At 44.1% G+C, this 19,353-nt stretch carries 16 protein-coding genes and 1 riboswitch; of the genes, 12 read left to right on the top strand and 4 right to left on the bottom strand.

The features are described from left to right. Positions 1 to 36 precede the first annotated feature (36 nt). From deoC to rbsK, 4 genes are all read left to right on the top strand, one after another. On the top strand, positions 37 to 687 hold the full coding sequence (gene deoC / locus FFM74_RS09095) for a deoxyribose-phosphate aldolase (RefSeq protein ID WP_137626316.1): 651 nt from the start codon (positions 37 to 39) through the stop codon (positions 685 to 687). Positions 688 to 846: 159 nt separating this feature from the next. Then, the gene (gene fucP / locus FFM74_RS09090; RefSeq protein ID WP_137626315.1) at positions 847 to 2,214 is read left to right on the top strand and encodes an L-fucose:H+ symporter permease; all 1,368 of its coding nucleotides are present in this window, start codon (positions 847 to 849) and stop codon (positions 2,212 to 2,214) included. 17 nt (positions 2,215 to 2,231) lie between these two features. Continuing rightward, complete coding sequence (locus tag FFM74_RS09085) at positions 2,232 to 3,248, top strand: aldose 1-epimerase family protein (RefSeq protein ID WP_137626314.1); 1,017 nt, start codon at positions 2,232 to 2,234, stop codon at positions 3,246 to 3,248. Between the two features lie 12 nt (positions 3,249 to 3,260). After that, a complete protein-coding gene (gene rbsK / locus FFM74_RS09080) occupies positions 3,261 to 4,181 on the top strand; it encodes a ribokinase (RefSeq protein ID WP_137626313.1) in 921 nt (306 codons plus the stop codon). 46 nt (positions 4,182 to 4,227) lie between these two features. Here the strand turns inward: rbsK and FFM74_RS09075 are convergent, their stop codons facing one another. Beyond that, positions 4,228 to 4,863, bottom strand: coding sequence for a DNA-3-methyladenine glycosylase (locus FFM74_RS09075; protein WP_137626312.1), 636 nt, complete (start codon positions 4,861 to 4,863; stop codon positions 4,228 to 4,230). A gap of 38 nt (positions 4,864 to 4,901) precedes the next feature. On the opposite strand from FFM74_RS09075, the gene FFM74_RS09070 reads away from it, so the two are divergent. Both FFM74_RS09070 and FFM74_RS09065 read left to right on the top strand, forming a co-directional pair. Then, positions 4,902 to 5,261 (top strand): DUF488 domain-containing protein, encoded by a 360-nt coding sequence (locus FFM74_RS09070; RefSeq protein ID WP_137626355.1) that lies wholly within the window; start codon positions 4,902 to 4,904, stop codon positions 5,259 to 5,261. Positions 5,262 to 5,484: 223 nt separating this feature from the next. Then, complete coding sequence (locus FFM74_RS09065) at positions 5,485 to 5,889, top strand: Spx/MgsR family RNA polymerase-binding regulatory protein (RefSeq protein WP_137626311.1); 405 nt, start codon at positions 5,485 to 5,487, stop codon at positions 5,887 to 5,889. Between the two features lie 182 nt (positions 5,890 to 6,071). Here FFM74_RS09065 and FFM74_RS09060 read toward each other — a convergent pair whose 3' ends face one another. After that, entirely contained in the window at positions 6,072 to 6,572 is a 501-nt protein-coding gene (locus tag FFM74_RS09060; protein ID WP_137626310.1) for a phosphatidylglycerophosphatase A family protein, read from the bottom strand. A gap of 202 nt (positions 6,573 to 6,774) precedes the next feature. Here FFM74_RS09060 and FFM74_RS09055 point away from each other — a divergent pair, with 202 nt between their 5' ends. The 3 genes from FFM74_RS09055 to nhaC all read left to right on the top strand — a co-directional run bounded on the left by FFM74_RS09055 (position 6,775) and on the right by nhaC (position 10,654). Beyond that, entirely contained in the window at positions 6,775 to 7,650 is an 876-nt protein-coding gene (locus FFM74_RS09055; protein ID WP_223877209.1) for an alpha/beta hydrolase, read from the top strand. A 133-nt stretch (positions 7,651 to 7,783) separates the two neighbouring features. Next, positions 7,784 to 8,773: a 2-hydroxyacid dehydrogenase family protein gene (locus FFM74_RS09050; protein ID WP_137626308.1), complete on the top strand. Its 990-nt coding sequence runs from the start codon at positions 7,784 to 7,786 to the stop codon at positions 8,771 to 8,773. A 450-nt stretch (positions 8,774 to 9,223) separates the two neighbouring features. Next, on the top strand, positions 9,224 to 10,654 hold the full coding sequence (nhaC, locus tag FFM74_RS09045; protein ID WP_137626307.1) for a Na+/H+ antiporter NhaC: 1,431 nt from the start codon (positions 9,224 to 9,226) through the stop codon (positions 10,652 to 10,654). A gap of 260 nt (positions 10,655 to 10,914) precedes the next feature. Here the strand turns inward: nhaC and FFM74_RS09040 are convergent, their stop codons facing one another. Further along, positions 10,915 to 12,012, bottom strand: a complete 1,098-nt coding sequence (locus tag FFM74_RS09040; protein ID WP_223877208.1) for an SIS domain-containing protein — start codon at positions 12,010 to 12,012, stop codon at positions 10,915 to 10,917. A 479-nt stretch (positions 12,013 to 12,491) separates the two neighbouring features. Beyond that, a riboswitch (purine riboswitch) is annotated at positions 12,492 to 12,590 on the top strand. Positions 12,591 to 12,661: 71 nt separating this feature from the next. Between FFM74_RS09040 and ade the strand changes: the two genes are divergently transcribed. Beyond that, entirely contained in the window at positions 12,662 to 14,350 is a 1,689-nt protein-coding gene (gene ade, locus FFM74_RS09035; protein WP_137626306.1) for an adenine deaminase, read from the top strand. A 150-nt stretch (positions 14,351 to 14,500) separates the two neighbouring features. Next, positions 14,501 to 14,665, top strand: coding sequence for a hypothetical protein (locus tag FFM74_RS13660; RefSeq protein ID WP_171000695.1), 165 nt, complete (start codon positions 14,501 to 14,503; stop codon positions 14,663 to 14,665). Positions 14,666 to 14,673: 8 nt separating this feature from the next. On the opposite strand, the gene FFM74_RS09030 is transcribed toward FFM74_RS13660, so the two are convergent. Continuing rightward, on the bottom strand, positions 14,674 to 16,512 hold the full coding sequence (locus FFM74_RS09030) for a heavy metal translocating P-type ATPase (protein WP_137626305.1): 1,839 nt from the start codon (positions 16,510 to 16,512) through the stop codon (positions 14,674 to 14,676). An 866-nt stretch (positions 16,513 to 17,378) separates the two neighbouring features. On the opposite strand from FFM74_RS09030, the gene FFM74_RS09025 reads away from it, so the two are divergent. Further along, complete coding sequence (locus tag FFM74_RS09025; RefSeq protein WP_137626304.1) at positions 17,379 to 19,046, top strand: BCCT family transporter; 1,668 nt, start codon at positions 17,379 to 17,381, stop codon at positions 19,044 to 19,046. The last annotated feature ends 307 nt before the right edge of the window (positions 19,047 to 19,353 follow it).

Here is a 19,353-nt window from a genome sequence, read left to right as displayed (position 1 = left end):
GATGATTTTGTTGAAAAAGAAAGGGGTTTCAAAAACATGTTATTAAATCATTATCTCGACCACACACTACTCAATCCGGAAGCGACTGAGGCTCAAATTGATCGTGTGACCAAGGAAGCTTTAGATAATCATTTCTTCTCAGTAATGGTCAATCCATACTGGGTGAACCACGTACATACGCAATTAGCGGGCTCAGAAGTCAAGACTGCTTGTGTTATTGGTTTCCCACTAGGCGCAAATACGACTGCAATTAAGGTTGCTGAAAGTAAGCAAGCCATCGCGGACGGTGTTGACGAACTTGATATGGTCATGAACATTGGTGAATTCAAATCAGGTCATGATGAAATCGTTCAAAAAGATATCGAAGCAGTGGTTGAAACTGGTCATCAAGCCGGTAAGCTCGTAAAAGTCATTATCGAAACGGCCTTGTTAACGGATGCAGAAATCAGTCGTGCTAGTGATATTGTCGCAACTGCTGGCGCGGATTTTGTTAAGACATCTACTGGCTTCTCAACACGTGGCGCTGCAGTTCATGATGTTGAATTGATGACAGCTGCAGTTAATGGGCGTATTAAAGTAAAGGCTTCTGGCGGTATTCATTCTGCTGAAGAAGCCCAAGCAATGATTGCTGCCGGTGCTGAACGTTTAGGCGTAAGTGCCAGCATGAAAATTATTGGGAAAGCGTAAAGCTAAGCGAGCCGTGAGCAAAGCGGCTCAACTTATACATCGTAAATGTAAGCGCTACATGCTTGCGATTAGACTTGTTAAGTCATAACACATAAAAGTACCACGATTGTTCAGCTGAACTTAGATTGATCAACTTAGATATGAAAGGATTTTCGTCACATGGAAAAACCAATTAATGGGTCGCTCAAACCCAAGCGTCAGTTCGGTTTTATTAAACTGCACGCGAAAGAGCTTGATGATGGGTACTTAGACCGGACACCAATCTTCCAATTTATGTTGTTGTCGCTTTTAATCCCGCTATGGGCAGCGGCGGCTAGTTTAAATAATATTTTGATTACGCAGTTCAAAACGATTTTTACACTGAGCAATGCCGCCAGTGCGTTTGTCAATAGTGCCTTCTACTTGGGGTACTTTATCTTAGCCATTCCGGCTAGCCGAATTATTAAAAAAACGTCTTATAAGTTTGCGATTTTAATGGGACTGACTTTATACACGGTCGGTTGCTGGTTGTTTTTCCCAGCGTCACATCTAGCAACATACGGGGTTTTCTTGATTGCATTGTTTGCAATCGCCTGCGGATTAAGTTTCTTGGAAACGAGTGCCAATACGTTTTCAACGTTAATGGGGCCTAAATCAGCCTCAACCGTTCGTCTGAATATCTCACAAATCTTCTACCCCATTGGGGCGGTTGCGGGGATTTTATTAGGAAAGTATTTAGTCTTTAACGACGGTGCGAGCTTAGAATCTACCATGGCTAAAATGCATGGTGCTGCTCGATTAGCCTATGGCCAAAAAATGCTGCAACAGACATTACTACCATATAAATACATTATTATTGTCCTGATTGTGGGGATGCTACTATTTGCTTTAACGCAATTTCCAAGTGGTCGTCCACATGCAGCCAAGGGAACGAAGCAAGTTGCTGACGCAAAAATTGGTGAAACGCTAAGTTACCTCATTCATAACAAAGAATTTATGAAGGGGATTGGAACTGAATTTATCTACATGGGTATGCAGACGGCAGTTTGGTCATTCACAATCACGTTGGCTATGAGCTTTTCAAAGACGATTACTGAACGGGATGCTTCAACCTTTATGGTATATAGCTATATTGCATTCTTCTTAGGTAAGATTATTGCCACGAGCCTGATGAAACGATTCCAATCATCGCAAGTTCTGATGGGCTTCTCAGTCATCGGTGTTTTAGCCTTAATCTATGTCATGCTCGTGCCAAACATCACGGCAATTTATTTCGCCATTCTTGCAAGCGGTTTATTTGGCCCAGGCTGGCCAACGATTTACTCACAGACTTTAAACACTGTGAAGGATAAACGTTATACCGAAACAGCCGGTGCCATTGTGGTGATGTCCATTATCGGTGGGGCGGTTTCACCATTATTACAAGGGGCAGTTGCCGACATGACCGGCTCTATCTCACTATCATTCGTTATCAATGTCATTAGTTTTGCAGTTGTAGGTTTATATGCGTACGACTACTATCAAAAACACCAACGTGTTGCCAATTAAAACGAGGAGTAACTAAAATGAAAAAAATTAATTTAACCCATGCAATGTTTGGAGAAGCAGAAAAAGTTTTGTACCAAGATGATGATTTTAAAGCAACAACTTTTACGTATCCTTCGAGTGTCGACGGTTTGCGGATTGAAAATAGTCGAGGCCATTTAGTAGTCCTGCCATTTATGGGGCTAATTATCTGGGATGCAATTTTTGACAATATCTCATTAAAAATGAAGGATATGTTTTCGCAACCACTTCCGGGTAAGGGGATTGCAGATACGTATGGTTGTTTCCAATTCACTTCTGGCTTACTAGGCAATGGGACGCCGGCGCCGGAAGATGACTATCAACTACATGGTGAATTTCCAACTAGTCGAATGGATCATGCTTATTTAACCTTAGGGGAAGGGACGTTAACGATTCATGCAGACTTTGAATATGTCAAAGGTTTTGGCGATCATTATTTAAGTGAACCTTCAGTCATGATGCGTAAAGATTCTGGGTTATTCGATATTAATTTGAGTGTCACGAACTTATCCAAGTATCAACCAATGCCATTACAATATATGTGTCACATGAATTATGCCTATGCAGAAAATGGCAGAATTGAACAAAATATGCCCGATGAAGCCTTCCAATTACGTCAAACGGTGCCAAGTCATGTGCACCCAACGCCAGATTGGTTAGCGTATAATGATAAACTTAAAGCTAGCGGTGAACTGATCAATAGATTAGATGATCCGGATCACTATGACCCAGAGATTGTATTCTTCTCTAAAGATTTGACCCAATTCACGGATGTTGCTGAATTCCGCTTGCACTTAAACGATGAACATAACTTCTTAACAAAATTCAAGACGAGCCAATTCCCAATTGCGACTCGGTGGATTTTATACAATGCTGACCAACAAGTTGCCGCTTTTGCGTTACCTGGGACAAGCACGCCAGAAGGTAAGCACGCTGCTGAAAAGGCAGGAACCTTAATCCAATTGAAGCCGATGGAACAACGGCAGTTTACCGTCACGACAGGTTTGGAAAACTAAGGAGGCCACATCATGGCAGATATTACAGTAATTGGCTCAAATATGATTGATTTAACCGCGTATGTTGATCGAATGCCGATTGAAGGCGAGACAATTGAAGCCCCAGAATTTAGTATGGGTTTTGGTGGCAAAGGTGCTAATCAAGCGATGGCTGCAGCCCGTCTTGGTTCCGACGTTAACTTTATTACAATGGTCGGTAATGATGATTTTGGTCAACAACAACTTACAAACTATAAGGCTAGTGGAATTCGGACTGATGGTATCGGCATTGGTCATCAAGCGAGTGGGGTTGCACCAATCTTTGTTGATCCAACGAGTGATAATCGGATTTTAATTATCAAAGGTGCTAATAAAGAATTAACGCCAGCCGTTTTAGATGAAAAAGTAGATCTCATTAAAAACTCAAAACTAATTGTGTTGCAGCAAGAAATTTCGTTAGCAACAAATTATCATGCCATTGATTTGGGCGTGAAGTATGGTGTGCCGGTATTACTTAATCCAGCCCCTGCTAATGAAGACTTAAACATTGATTATGTTTCAAAAGTCGCTTTCTTTACCCCTAATGAAACTGAATTGGCGACATTAACCGGCATGCCAACGGGTAATTTGGATGAGATTAAATTGGCTGCCGAAAACCTAATTGGTCGTGGTGTTGGGAACTTGATCATCACGCTTGGCAGCAAAGGTGCACTCTGGGTTACCGCCGGACATTCGGAAATTGTTCCAGGGATGAAGGTCAAGGCCGTTGACACGACTGGAGCTGGTGATTCATTTATCGGGAGTTTCTCACACTATTTCGCTGAGGGTGAAGATGTGCCAACAGCGTTACAACATGCGAATCAATATGCAGCGATGACGGTTACTAAAAAAGGTACTCAAAAGTCTTATCCAACTAAGGCTGAATTGGTTGATATGTTGGTTCAACCTGTCTAATATAAAAAAATTGCAAGCCTTATTTTAGGCTTGCAATTTTTTTGACTTATTTCCAACCATGGTCCGACTGCCAATCGCGTTTCTTAATATCACTCAAGTAAGGGTTACCGGCAACCACAAAACGCAGTGGAAGCTGGCCACTGGCAGCGTTGGGATTCACACCAACGCGCGGCAACGCTAAAATTTGCCGGGGGACTTTTCGTTGACCAAGGTCGACGGCTAGCTGACTATCATTAATTGCCATCAAATTCATGCCTTGATCTTGGATGCCGAGTGCCTGCATGAGTTTTCCTGGACCATTGGTAACGAGCACGCCACTTTTGCCGCGATTTTTAATGAGTTGTTCGGGATTAATACTCGGTTCAATGGCACGAATGAGAATGCCTTCGGGCGTCTCTGCCGGTTGCGTGACAATATCCAATAAATAGTTGGCACGTAAGCGATAGATATATAAGGTCCCCGGGCCGCGGTAGAGTGGTTCACTGAAGGCACTGCGCCGACCTTTAAACGCGTGTGCGGCAGTGTCATTAGTGCCCAAATAAGCTTCGGCTTCAACGATTAAACCGCCACCCGTAATTTCGGGAGTGCGATATAATAAGGTTGAACCTAATAACGCTTGGGCGATTTCAATTGTTGGCCGACCGGTAAAAAAGTCGGCATTGACGTATTGTGAGTGAGACAAGATAATTCCTCGAATTCTAAAGATTGAAGATGATGAAGTTGGACTTGAAATTAGAACGGATTTATACGAAGCCAGCCGATCTGGATGGTTATCGGATTTTAGTCGACCGCTTATGGCCACGAGGTATTTCTAAGGTAAATGCACATTTGGATGATTGGGCCAAAGAAATGGGACCAACTACCGAATTACGCAAATGGTTCAATCACGAACCTGCCAAGTATCCTGAATTTCAAAAACGGTATCTTGCAGAAATTGAAGCCAATCCGATGACCGCTGAGTTTGTAAAAAAAGTAGCCGAACAACTCAAGCAAACCAACGTTATCTTATTATACGGCGCTAAGGATGAGCAGCACAACCAAGCCGTCGTTTTACTGGCTTACTTGCAAGAACGGGGCTAATAACTGCTGATTTAATATTAATTTCTTAATGATGGTCATTATAAAATCCGAATAATTCGGCTTATAAACTGCGGTCATCAAATTATTTTTATTATTTTCTTGAAAACGCTAGCAATTAGAACATAATTTTGCTATGATTAGGGTGTTAATTAATGACGTCAACTATTACAGTGCACAATAATGGGGGTTGCATTGTGAGGCAAGCAAGATTGGGGATAATAATATGATAAACTTATGTGTGTTACCAAGTACCGCAAGTTGTCGGAAAGCCCATCGTTGGTTATTAGAGCATCGAATTCCGTTCCATGAACGCAACATGAATGCCCAGCCGTTGACTGAAGTTGAAATTAAACATTTGCTACAGTACACGTACGACGGAATTGATGATTTAATTAGCACCAAGTCAAATGCGTACCAACAATTGAGTCGGACGACGCCGATTGAGGACATGTCGCTGAGTGAAGCGGTCCATGTTTTAAGTCAAACGCCACAGTTGTTACGTCGGCCAATTATTTTTGATGATCATCGGTTATTATGTGGTTTTAATCAGGATGAGATTCGCATGTTTATTCCACGGGATCAACGTGTCTTGAAGATGAAGGCATTATCAGAACATCAACTGGCCTAAGGTTAGTTTGATTAGCTGTCATAAACTAATCTTAGTGAAAAATAAGTTAATAAAAGAACGTTAACTGGCTTCCTAAACTGATTAGGACAGTTGACGTTCTTTTACTTTTATAACAATCTTGATATTAATCGAAGTTGTGACACTGGTCTAACCAATTTTGGATGTACACAGCTGGTAAATGATTAAGCGTATTTATGGGCAATTTTAGCCGCTACAGCGGCGGCAATTGCGCCGACTAAGTCATCAATAAAGGTATTTACAGCGCCAGACTTGTCGGTGTCAAGCTTTTTAATGACGCCTTCCTTGACCTTATCAACGTAGCCATAATTGGTGACACCGATAGTCCCATAAATGTTAGCCATATTCAAAGCTAAGCCTTCATCGACCCCGAAGACCCCCGCATCGCTAGCGATGATTGTTTGCAAGGGTTCTTTAAGTTGTCCCTCAGTTGCCAGCCGGTCAAGTTCCAGTGCGACCATGGCATTATTCAGCAATTCGCGTTTGTGGAGCACTTCTTTGGTTTCCAGTTCACATTCTTCAATGGTTAGATTGGGGACATAATTAATTTGTAAGTTATAGGTGATTTGTGCAATTTCTTTATAGGTTATACCCTTGGCAGCGAGCGCTTTGATGACAAAATCATAAGCCGCTTTATCCGGGTATTTAAAATTTTTATCGTACATGATTTCCTCCAAGCCTGTTCGTTAAAATAGTGGCCTAACTGGCACAAGTTTAATTATAGGCGTCTTAAGTTAAAAACGATATCGAAGCGGTCCATGATTAAGTCAGATAAAGATAATAATTGTGATTTGGGTTGAATCGGTTAGAATAGAAAGAGTAAACATAATAGGGAGAGCGAAAATTTTGGTGAAACGGTTTAGAACGGTGCTTCAATTTCTACTGTTGGCCTTTGTAATCGGCATGGCAGTTATTCTAATTGGTGCCCGCAACAGTGATCCAAAAATTACAAAGGTGACGAGCCAGTTAACGCCGACAACGGCGGTAAAACTCAGTAATCAGTATCAGAAAACGAAGACAGCAACGATATTTTTACATGGCTACAATGGTGGCGCGAGTTCGACTAATTATTTAATGACCCATGCGCAAAAGGCCGGTGCGGCACAGAAGGCACTCGTGGTCCATGTTTATAAAAATGGCGTCATGGCATTCAAGGGTTACTGGCATCAGTCACTCAAGAATCCGATGGTGCAAGTTATTTTTCAAGATAATCATGCGTCACAAAAGGCCCAGATCTATTGGTTACATCAAGTGCTGGTTCAATTAAAGACCAAGTATGGGGTCAACCGATATAACGCCGTCGGTCATTCACTGGGTGCTAATGACATTGTGAATCAAGCGTTGAAGTATGGCCATGACCGGCAACTGCCAACGTTGAACAAAGTGGTGACGATTGGTGGGCCATTCGATGGTTTAACTGGCTATTTAAATGCCGAAACTGAGCGCCAAGTCCGGCAGATGACGGCCAAGCCAATTCGGTTCACGAGCCATTTTGCGGCCATGGTCAAACAACGACATAACTTTCCGAAAGACGTTAAAATGTTGAATGTGATTGGTGATACTGATAACGGGTTTAACAATGATGGTTATGTCAGCGTCGCCTCGGCACGCTCAATTGGGTATGTTTTACGGCGACAGTTAGCCACGTACCAAGAACAGTTTTATAGTGGCTCGAACGCGGCCCACTGTGCATTAAATCAAAATCCACAAGTCGCAAAAGCGATGATTTCATTTTTATGGTAAGTGACGATGAGCCAGCCACATTAGTGGTCGGTTCTTTTGTAGCTCCGAATATTTATTGTCGAAACGTGGCACAAGCGGCTTTGCTCGGTAGCAACCCGCCCCTTGTCCCACTCTTTGAAAGGAAGCAATAACATTGGCAAAGATTTTTATTTCAGCGGCAATTCCCACGAGTGGGATTACTAGTTTACAACGTGCTGGGCTCGAACCAGCAGTTTATCAAGGCAACGGGTTGATCTCGCACGAGGAATTAGTTGCGGGCGTCGCGGATGCTGAAGTGTTGATTACACCACTTTCAACTCGAGTTGATCGCGATGTGATTGACCACGCACCCAAGTTAAAGCTGATTGCGAATTTTGGTGCCGGATTCAATAATATTGATGTCAATTATGCAGCCAATCGGGCGATTGCGGTCACCAATACCCCGGGGGTATCAACCGCAAGCACGGCTGAGGTTACTGTTGGCTTGATTTTGGCATTAGTGCATCGCTTGGTCGAAGGGGACCAAGTCATGCGAACAACTGGCTTTGATGGTTGGGCACCGCTGTTTTTCTTAGGCCATGAAGTGAAAGGGAAGACACTCGGAATTATTGGAATGGGTGCGATTGGTCAAGCAGTGGCTAAACGGTTACACGCGTTTGGGATGACGATTATTTATACGCAACGGCATCCCCTGAATGTATTTAGTGCTAGCAAGACGGACGCAACTTATGTTTCCCTAGACGAGTTATTAAAGACGGCCGATGTTGTCAGCTTACACGCCCCACTGACCAGTGAAACCCAACATTTATTGGGCAAGGATCAATTGGCGCTGATGAAAACGAGTGCCTATGTCATTAACGCCGCTCGTGGCCCATTAGTGGACGAACAGGCGCTATTATCAAGATTGCAACAAGGAAAACTTGCCGGCGCCGCGTTGGATGTTTATGAAACGGAACCTGAACTAACTCCCGGTTTCGCTGAACTGAAAAACGTCGTCTTGACGCCGCATATTGGTAATGCGACCGTTGAAGCGCGTGACGCCATGGCTAAAATTGTGACCGGTAATGCGATTGCCGTTTTAAATGATGAATTGCCGCAAGCGGTCGTGAATGGCGTTAAAGCACCAGTTAAGCCGCGCGATTAAGGCATAGTGCTGGTCGTTGTTACCTTAAATTATAAAAAGATTAGAATAATGTCTTGACGATTAAAAATAACGGTGGTATTGTTAATCACAAGTTAATAAGCGAACGTTAAACGTTACATCAAGTAGATGCAGGTCTGGGTGTCAGGAAGTCGGTGGTTGCTGCGAACCGATCAGGAGCTGTGGTTGAAATACGGTAACGGAGTTTCAGATTTGGACGGGTAATAACTAGAACCGTTATCTTCTAGTGAGTGGGGATTTTTTAATGAATCCTCAACCTGGGTGGTACCGCGACTAGTCTAATCGTCCCTGTTGTTCTAACGAACAATGGGGACGATTTTTTTATATAGAAGAGGATGATTAGAATGACACTTAAACATTGTGGTGGGATTGCGCGATATCGGCGCTGCTAGTTGGTTGTTACTGAAGTTTTGATTAAAGGAGTTATTAATCATGAATAAAACCAAAAGCACCCCGAAAATTAGCACCTTAGAAGCAGTAATCGTTTTGTTAGTCGTTTTAGGCATTATGAGCCTCGGTGTTATTGGCTTCGGCCTGTCACCTCAAGTCCCAGTCTTATTAGCCATGGGGGTGGTTACCGCCTGGGCGATGCTACGCGGCTTTCCTTGGTCCGCGGTGAATGCCGGCATTAAAGAAGGTATTGATCAAGGGATCATTCCAATCTTCATTTTTATTTTAATTGGCGCGATGATCTCAACTTGGATTGCGGCTGGGACCATTCCGACCTTGATGGTGATTGGGTTTAAATTGATTAACATTCAGTGGTTCTTACCGTCCGTCTTTATCGTTTGTACGTTAGTTGGTGCCGCTGTCGGGAGTGCCTTTACCGTGACTTCGACGGTTGGGATTGCCTTTTTCGGGATGGGTGTCACCATGAACTTGAATCCAGCGTTAGTTGCCGGGGCGATTATTAGCGGCGGAATCTTCGGGGATAAATTATCCCCACTATCTGAAACAAACAACTTAGCCTCAGCAGTCGTTGATACGGATTTATTTGCCCATATCAAACACTTGCTTTGGACGACCTTGCCAGCTGGCCTGATTAGCCTTGGATTATTCGCCGTTTTAGGTCATGACAATGCCAACGTGAGCTTAGCCAAGATCAATGAAACCGTGGCTGTCTTAAATGGCAACTTCAGCATTTCCGCGTTATCCTTGTTACCAATTATTCTAGTTTTCGTTTGTGCCGGCTTTAAAATGCCCGCGATTCCAACGATGCTACTAAATATCTTTGTTTCTGCCGGTTTGATTTTATTTGAACAACCTAAAATTACTATGACCAAACTAACTGCAATTATTAATACCGGCTTCGTCTCAAAAACCGGGAATGCCAGTGTGGATACGCTATTATCTCGTGGTGGGATTGTCAGCATGATGAGTATGGTGGCCTTGATCGTGGTCACACTTTCCTTAGGTGGTCTGTTGATGAAATTTGGCTTAATTGGTCAAATTATGACGCCGATTGCCAAACATTTAACGAGTGATGGTAAGTTGATTACTGCGGGGATTTTAACTTGTATCGGTGTCAATGTCTTTGTTGGTGAACAATTCTTATCCATCATCTTACCTGGTCGTGCCTTCCGTAAAGCTTTTAACGAAGGTGGTTTAGCGGATCAATCCCTTGGTCGGGTCTTAGAAGATGGTGGGACGGTCATCAACTACTTAGTTCCTTGGGGTGTTGGTGGGGTCTTCTTAACGACAACCCTAGGTGTACCAACGGTTCAGTACTTACCATTCGTTTTCTTTAGCTTACTTTGCCCAATCATTTCGATTATCAGTGGGTTTACTGGTATTGGATTAGCACACGTTGGTCAAACGAAAAAAGCGAAGGCTAAATTGACACAAGCCACTGAAATAAATTAAGAAAATGCGACCGATAATGGCTTGGAAGCTACCAAGCTGTTATCGGTCGTTTTAGGTTATAGTTAAAAAATTTGCGAGTAAGCCCCCATCTGGTCAGTAACTAGCGCATACAGCGTAATTAACAGATGTTACTTCCGGTTGGACCTGCTAGCATGCAGTCGTGGGACCGATCCAAGTCAGGGATGTTTTGTTCCACGTTTCGAGGACAAATATTCGAAGTTAAAAAAACGAGTCTGAGGATTGCCCCAGGCTCGTTTAACTTATTCTTCAGCTTTCAAACTAGCTTGAAAATTATCAAAAATCGGATGTGACAAATTGATGCCTTTTGCCTTTGCAATGTACCAGCAGAGGACTTGGAATGGGATGATTGCTAACAGTGGAACCTTCAAATCATCTTCAATCGGGTAAAGTTGCAAGGTCTGTCCATCATTGATGGCTGGCTGTTCATCAATGAAACTAATCGTGTAAATATGCGGGGTTAGCCGTGATTCATAGGCTTTGACCGCTTGCAAGTCTGCCATGACAGTTGGATTGGTTGTCAGCTCTAAATAGAATTGTCGCTGGGTTTCATGAGCACCAAGATAGCCGCCGCGGGTAAATTCAGGCAAGGTGTAACCATGGGTTGGGACGCGGACGATTTCGGTAAACTTAGTCTGCATTTCAGCCAACGTGCCTGCTAAATTGCTCGCACCGATACTTGTAAATTCCGTGGCCAGGCCGAAATCAATGGTGAATTTACGGTAGTAGTCATTGGCCCGTTGAATGGTCTCATTCATGTGCTCGATGATCAGGCCAAAGTCATCAAGTTCTTGGTTGGCGGCCAATTCTGTCAGTAATCCACGATCGGCAGCGCTGCGTAAGCTCAAAAACATTAGTGATAGGACAATGGCGTTATAACTTAGCGTTATATAGGGAATCGTTTCTTTGCCCGTCAGTAGGTTAAAACTCGTATCGGCGACGCTAACGATTTCACTCTCTTTTTGAGCCGTCATCGCAATTGTCGTGGCAGTGGTCCCAGCTTGGGCCTTTTTGATGGCGGCAATCGTGGTTTGATTCTCACCACTAAGGGAGATCCCGATGATTGTGTCGATGGCTGGATTAACGTGGCCGTAATGGAGAAAGGTCGCGGCGTCTACGATATCAACTTGCGTATCAGCCATCTTTTGCATGTATGGTTGGGCGCTCTTGGCAGCGTTAAGACTGGAAGCCGTTGTTAGAATGAGCCAATGCTTCGTCGTTGTCGGTACAGTGGCTAGGGCGTTGGCAGTTGCATCTGGATAAGCGGTCAATAAATTTCCGAGGACCGTTTGCTCCCGGCGAATATAAGATAACATCGTTGGATTATTCATCATCATCATAAAAAATTGCACCTCACGAATATTAATTAGTTTGTTAAATAATGTTTTTATTAGCTGTTCATATCATAGTCGGTCGTTCGGGTGAAAGCAACGGGTAACCGTTGACTCGCTTGATTGATTTGTTGCTGAATAATCATAGGTACGATTACTTTTAAATGTTGACTAGTTCTACCGTTGCACAGCCAGCTAAGATTTTTAGGTGACTGGTCATTCAAAATCAAAATAATGCACATCTCTAGCCGTGAGGGGGGCGTTTGGGGCTCAGCCGTGGCGTTTGACTTAGCGTGGTAGTTGTCCACGGTTAGTCAAAAACCAGCTTTTGAGACCGCCTTTTGACTCAAAACTGGTTCATGGCGTTCCAGCCCCAAACGAAGCCCCCGGTAGGCGGAAATTAGCAGCCATCCATTCATTCACTTACAATCAATGAATTGAGTTTGCATTTAATGGACAAGTCTGCTAAGGTTACTGACAAACCAAAACAGTTAAATAAATTAATTGCCTATATAATGCCATGATAAGGATGGCAAGTTTCTACCCAGCACCGTAAATGTTGGACTATAAGCGAATTGAGTCGATGACTTCCGTAGCTCTTTTTGCGACGGCTAGTGGTCGGCTCTTTTTCTTTCTGAATAGGCAGAAGGAGAGCGGCATGACAGAAAAAGTGGATATGGTTATTACTGGTGCTAAAGTCTTAAATGTGTTAACACGTGAATTTGAGGCAACGAGTTTGTGGATTAAAGACGGTCGGATTATTAGTAACTTAAAGGACGAGCCATTTCAAGCTGAGAACCACTATGATGCTACCGGCAAATGGGTCGTACCAGGTATGATTGACGCACATGTCCATATGGAAAGTTCGATGGTCGCGCCAAGTGAATTGGGTAAGGTTTTATTGAAACACGGCGTTACAGCGATTGCGACCGATCCACACGAATTGGCGAATGTTGCTGGGACGGCGGGGATTCAGTATTTGATTGATGATGCCCGTCAAACGCCGCTGGATGTCTTCTTTATGTTGCCATCGTCGGTACCCTGTGTGCCGTTCGACGATAATGGTGCCACGTTACATGCCGCAGATCTACGGCCGTTATACACAGAACCAGAAGTTCATGGGCTCGCCGAAGTGATGGATTATGGTGCCGTTGAGCGTGGTGATTCAGATACTTTGGCTAAAATTCGGGATGCTGCCGCGCATGGCTATCATGCGGATGGGCATGCGGCCGGATTGACGCCCCATCAATTAAACGTCATGCGTAATGCTGGTCTGGATACCGATCATGAATGTACGACCGTCACCGAAGCGTTAGATCGCGTGAAAGCTGGGATGTTTGTCTTCCTGCGTGAAGGCACAGTTGAACGCGACGTTTTAGGGACGATTGGCGCGGTCACGGAAGCTAATGCGAGTCGGTTTGCTTTTTGTACAGATGATAAAACGATTGCCGATTTGATTACGGAAGGGTCGATTGATTATAACGTCAAATTAGCAATTGCAAACGGCATGCGGCCGGCTTTAGCTTATACATTGGCGAGTTATCACGCGGCTAACGCGCACCGCTTGAATGATCGTGGTAGTTTAACAGCCGGCAAGTTGGCAGATTTAGTGGTCTTGGATGACCTGGAATCGGTGAAGATTGCGCGGACCATGAAAAATGGCCAGTGGATTACCTCAGAAGCAGCAACCACGCCATTGCCATTCACGGCAACTCGGATTCATCAACATGCCACGCTAGCAGACTTGAAATTACGATTAAAGACCGGTCACGTGAATGTGATTGGGGTGCAACCGAACCATATTGAGACCGATCATCTCCATTTGGATGTGCCAGTTGTTGATGGCGAGTTTCAGACCGATCTGGCACAAGATGTTTTGAAAATGGTTGTGGTGGAACGGCATAAGAATACCGGTCGAGTAGGTGTTGGCCTCGTGCATGGCTTCCAATTAAAACATGGGGCGGTGGCTGGTTCAGTCGCTCACGATTCCCACAATATCGTGGCGGTTGGGACGTCGGACCTGGCGATCTTGCGGGCGATTAATCAGATTACGTCGACGAATGGTGGCATTGCCGTCGCGGATGATGAACAAGTTATTGCCAACATGCCATTGGCGATTGGTGGGCTACTCTCAGCCGATTCTTATCACGTTGCGTCACAACAACTGGGGACAATCAAAGCCGCTTATAACCAAATTTGTGAAACGACCATCCCATTTGATCCATTTATTACCTTGTCATTTCTAACGCTTCCCGTTATTCCAACGTTAAAACTAACGGATCGTGGGTTGTTCGACTATGACAGCTTTAAATTGATTTCGGTTGAAGATCAAGGCAGTATCGCCTGACAAAAAACAGATTGCTAATTTCAGTTATTCACCAAGTGTCAACGGTGAGTGACTGAGTTACAATCTGTTTTTTTAATTATTAAAGGTGCTAGTCGTAATCAGTTCTTTGGTCGTTTACTTCGTCGCCAAGCAAAGTAAAAGGTGATGAGCATGTATAAAAAGTCTACTGGAATCGTTTCTCTTAATGGCACACTGAGCAAAATGACTGAGACTAGTGTTAAGACGATGATGAAAATTAAAGAACCTTCCGACCAGTCGAGTACCCATTTAGGCAATACAATCACGTCCGTTTCGTTTCATTCCAGCTTAACATAAGTTGGCCCTTAATTTTGTCGAATCGTGGCTGTTTTTGTGCGCTTAATCGCGGCATGAGGACGGTCACGCAATGCGCGTAGGGCCCATAAAATAGAAACGGTATCGACAACTTCTTGTAGCATCGCCCCAAAGAGTGCCGGAATAATCCCAGAACTGGCAATTAACATTAAAATGGTACAGATGGCAATCCCAATCCAGACGGACTGTTTTGCCACGGCCATCGTATCTTTAGCAATTTGAATGGCGGTCACGACGCGACTGAGATCATCTTTTAAGATAACCACATCGGCCGATTCACTGGCAGCGGTTGAGCCGTGTGCTCCCATGGCAATCCCAACGTCCGCTACGGCTAAAGAGGGCGCATCGTTAACGCCATCACCCACCATGATAACTGGTCGACCGGCTTCGGGAATGGCTTTTAGATTTTTGATTTTATCGGCGGGCAATAAGTCGGCTTGCACGGTATCAATGCCAACTTCGGCCGCAATTTTATCGGCAATGGCCCGTTGATCCCCAGTGAGCATCATCACGTTTCTGACCCCTTCAGCATGCAGCGCTTGTAAGGTGGCCGCGGCTTCTGGTCGGACGTTGTCAATAAAAGTAATAACGCCGGCGTATTGGTCATCAATCGCCACGTAAATCGCGGTTTGAGCCAAGGGCTTTTCGCTAGTCTGAGGGTCAACAAAGCTTAATTTTCCGACTTTAACGTTGTGATCATCGACTTGAGCGGTGACCCCATTGCCAGTAACTTCCGCCAAATCGTTGGCCGGACTTAATGGTGTGTGGTTCGCATATTTAACAATCGAACGTGCCAAAATATGACTTGAATTTTGTTCGGCACTAGCTGCTAAATGCAACACTTGTTCGGCGGTAAAACCGGTCTGTGGCAAAATTTGGTTGACCGTTAATTGGCCGCTAGTAATCGTGCCAGTCTTATCAAATGCCGCTGATTTTGCTGTTGATAGTTTTTCTAACATGTCCCCAGTTTTCACGACAATCCCGTTTCGACTCGTGCGACTCATCCCAGAAACGAGTGCGACGGGCGCAGCTAGAATCAATGGACAAGGGGAAGCAACGACTAAGACTTCTGCAAAACGATGGGGGTCACCACTCAGCGCCCAAGCAACGCCGGCAATCACATAAGCTACTAAGGTGAATGGGACAGCATAGCGATCAGCCAAGCGAACGAATTTTGCGGGTCGTGCTTCGGATTCTTTGACTAATTTAACCAATTGTTGATATTGACTATCGGCCGCGACTTTATCAACGACCATCGTCACCGCGCTATCGCCATTGACGGCCCCAGACATTAAATCATCACCGACCACTTTTTCAACTGGTTTGGATTCACCAGTTAGGGAAGATTCATCGAAAAGCGCCGTACCGTCAATTAAATGACCGTCAACGGGGACGAGTTCGCCGGGCTTAACGACTAATTGGTCTGAAACAACCGCATCTTCAACCGCAATGTCTTTCAATTGACCGTCAACGAGCCGATGGGCAGTCTGCGGCGAATTATCTAGCAACGCCTTTAATTCGGTGTTCGCTCGTTTGGCAGCGTAGTCTTCGAGTGAGTCACCACCCGTTAACATAATTAAAACGACGAGCCCAGCCCAGTATTCACTGACGGCTAAAGTGGCAACGATGGCGGTGATGGCGAGTAAATCGACGCCGTATTTCCCCGACCGCAATGTTTTGACCATTTCAACAAACATGGAAAGGGCCATGATTGACCCCATCAACGTAATGATAATTTGCGCGGCTAACTGTTGGTGTAAGCCAAACTCTAAGATTAGTGCCACAATCCCAACACTAACGGTTAAAGTTAATTTGTAATAATGTCGCATTTATAACCCCTCCTCTTGAACTTTGTAATCGGTTCCTTTATGATTAGCACAAGCGTAACACTTAATGGTTTAAATTTAAACAGATAAGAATGATTCTAAACAAAACATAATAATTTGCGGAAATTGAGATTAATTTTCTGAAAAAAGCCCAAAAAAGACCGGTTAAAAGGTGGCTTAAGCTTATCATGATAGGCTTAAACGCCTGACAAACCAGTCATTTTACATTATTTCTAATGCTAGTATACTAATAGATGAATATCAGATATCAGAATAAATACTGAAATCAGCATTTGTATTAGCGGTGTCGCGCGATACAGGTGGTAACTTGTTACCCTGTTGTGCGACCTTTTTGTGTATGATGGCACCATTTAAACTTGCTAGGTGACTGCATACAACTAACTTATCTGATAAATTCAAGGGGGTTATCCATTAGCAAGATATTGAATGTAACAATTTGATCGTTACGTTGTGTGTTAGAGTGTGAACCGGCACGGGTTCCGCTTGCTACGCCAGTCACAGAATGCCAAAAACGCATTATGTGATTGGCTAGGCAATGCTCACCAGCTCCCGCCTTCGTTCACACTCTTAACATTGCTATGAATACCAACGTAGATTCAGCAATTAAAAATTGTCAGTATGGCGTCCCGCGGAATTCAACCAACGGAAAGAAGGAAATTCTGCTACTGATTTTGAGTTAGCACAAACCGAGTTCTGTAGACAATGCCGATTAAACCTTATTTAATAAGGGTACTGAGTGCTCCGAGGAATCAATCTCGGAGGGGTGTACCGATTGCTAGTCGGAAATTAACGCGTGGGGACTCCCAGTGATGGGAGGAAGAACCACGAATATTTGATATAGAAAGTATATGTTCAGTAGCAGGTTTATTATTTTAAAAAGCAAGAATATTGATTGGTGGGTTTACTTACCAACGATTGGCTTATTTGCCATCGCGTCAGTGTTTTTATTAGTCGGTGGGAAATCATTGGAGACTGGTTTAGGGTCAATCTTAAACTGGTTAACGGTCAACATGAGTTGGTTGTATATGCTCGTTTACGTCATCAACTTTATCTTCTTCATTTACTTGGCTTTTAGTAAGTTCGGTAAAACCAAACTAGGCGGTCCCAAAGACAAACCGGAATTTTCGACTTTTCATTGGGGCAGCATGGTTTACGCAACCGGGATCGATGCCAGCATATTGATGTTGAGTATCGCCGATCCATTGCGATATTTACAAAATCCGTCATTTGGCGTCAAGCCATTTTCAAATTCCGCGTATAATTATGCGCACATGCTCGGCCAGTTCAACTGGGGCCCCATGGCGTGGATGATGTTTGCACCAGCCACGATTGGGATTGCTTATGCGATGTATGTGAAGCATGTCAAAGTGCAACGGCTTAGTGCCGCCATTTCAGTTTTAGCAGGTCCGGGTCTCGGCAAACAGCTGGCCCGCAATGTCATTGATTTCCTAGTCATCATCGGAATTATGGGTGGTGTCGGGACTTCTGTTGGGATGGAAATTCCCGTTATTTCAAAAGTTTTGAGCACGGTTACTGGAATTGCCGATACGATGACCTTAAAGCTTGGTCTATTTGCGATTTTATTTGTCATTTTCGCAGCGGCCGTCTTCAATGGGCTTAAACGCGGGATTGGCCGGTTAAGTTCAGCCCATATCTGGTTAGCCATTGGCTTCTTAGTTGTTGTTTTACTCGTCGGTCCAACGACGTATATCTTAAATTCTGAAACCAATAGTATTGGCTTGTTTATTAATAAATTTGTCAGTTTGAGCTTTAACTCGTCACCAAATGGCCCAATGACTGCCATGCAGAGTCAGACCATTTTCTATTGGGGCTGGTGGTTATCCTTTATGCCAGTCATGGGGTTGTTTATCGCGCGGATTTCACGCGGTCGGACCATTCGTCAGGTCTTAGGCGGGATGTTACTCTGGGGTTCTTTAGGTTGTGTGAGCTTTTACGCCATTTTAGGTGGGTACGCGTTGTACTTACAAAAAATGGGTATCGTTAACTTAGTGCATATCTTGAATACCCAAGGCCAAGCCGCGGTGATTGCGGCCGTCTTGACCACCTTGCCACTTAAAATGATCATGTTGGCCTTATATTGCCTCTCATGTTTCATTTTCTTGGCAACCACAGTTTCCTCATTTGCGTTCATTACGTCATCATTCACGAGTAAACAATTATCAGTTGGTGAACAACCAAGTCGTTTCAATCGGATGAGCTGGGTCGTGATTTTTCTACTGTTCTCATTAGGGTTAGTAACGGTTGGTGGTTTCAAAGCCATTCAGTCTATCTGTGCGATGTCTGGATTCCCACTGATAGCGGTTTGCTTGGTCTTGTTAGTTTCAATCTATCATGATTTGACAACGGATCCAGTGAAGGAAGCGGCGAAGGTCGCTGCAAGAGAGAAAGTCGCGGCTAAACGTGAAGCGCTTGCTCGTGACGTTGAGATTTCAACCAAATCCGACTATGCCGGTGAACGCCGGACACGGCGTAAATCTGCTTCGGAAACGGACTAGAGATTGAAATGACAAAAGCGCATGGATAACTTAAATTTAGCCGCTTCCGATTGGGATTGATAACACGCGGTCGTGGGACCGATGTTATCAGTCTCAATCTGCAGCTACAATTAACTAGTTTCTGCCTGGCGAAGCGCTCACTGCGAGTTTAAAAGCCACTGTTACTGATAGGGTCCTGTTCACGACTCTTTTTGTGCTTTCAACCTTTAGACAATAAAATAAGTTAAACCGGCTCTATAATATCTGTTGTTGGTAATCAAGACCAATCTTGGTTACTGGCAACGGATTTTTTATGCACTTTTTATGC

Source organism: Lactiplantibacillus pingfangensis, from assembly GCF_005404945.1.
GTDB lineage: Bacteria > Bacillota > Bacilli > Lactobacillales > Lactobacillaceae > Lactiplantibacillus > Lactiplantibacillus pingfangensis.
This window is presented reverse-complemented; position numbering and strand designations above follow the sequence as displayed.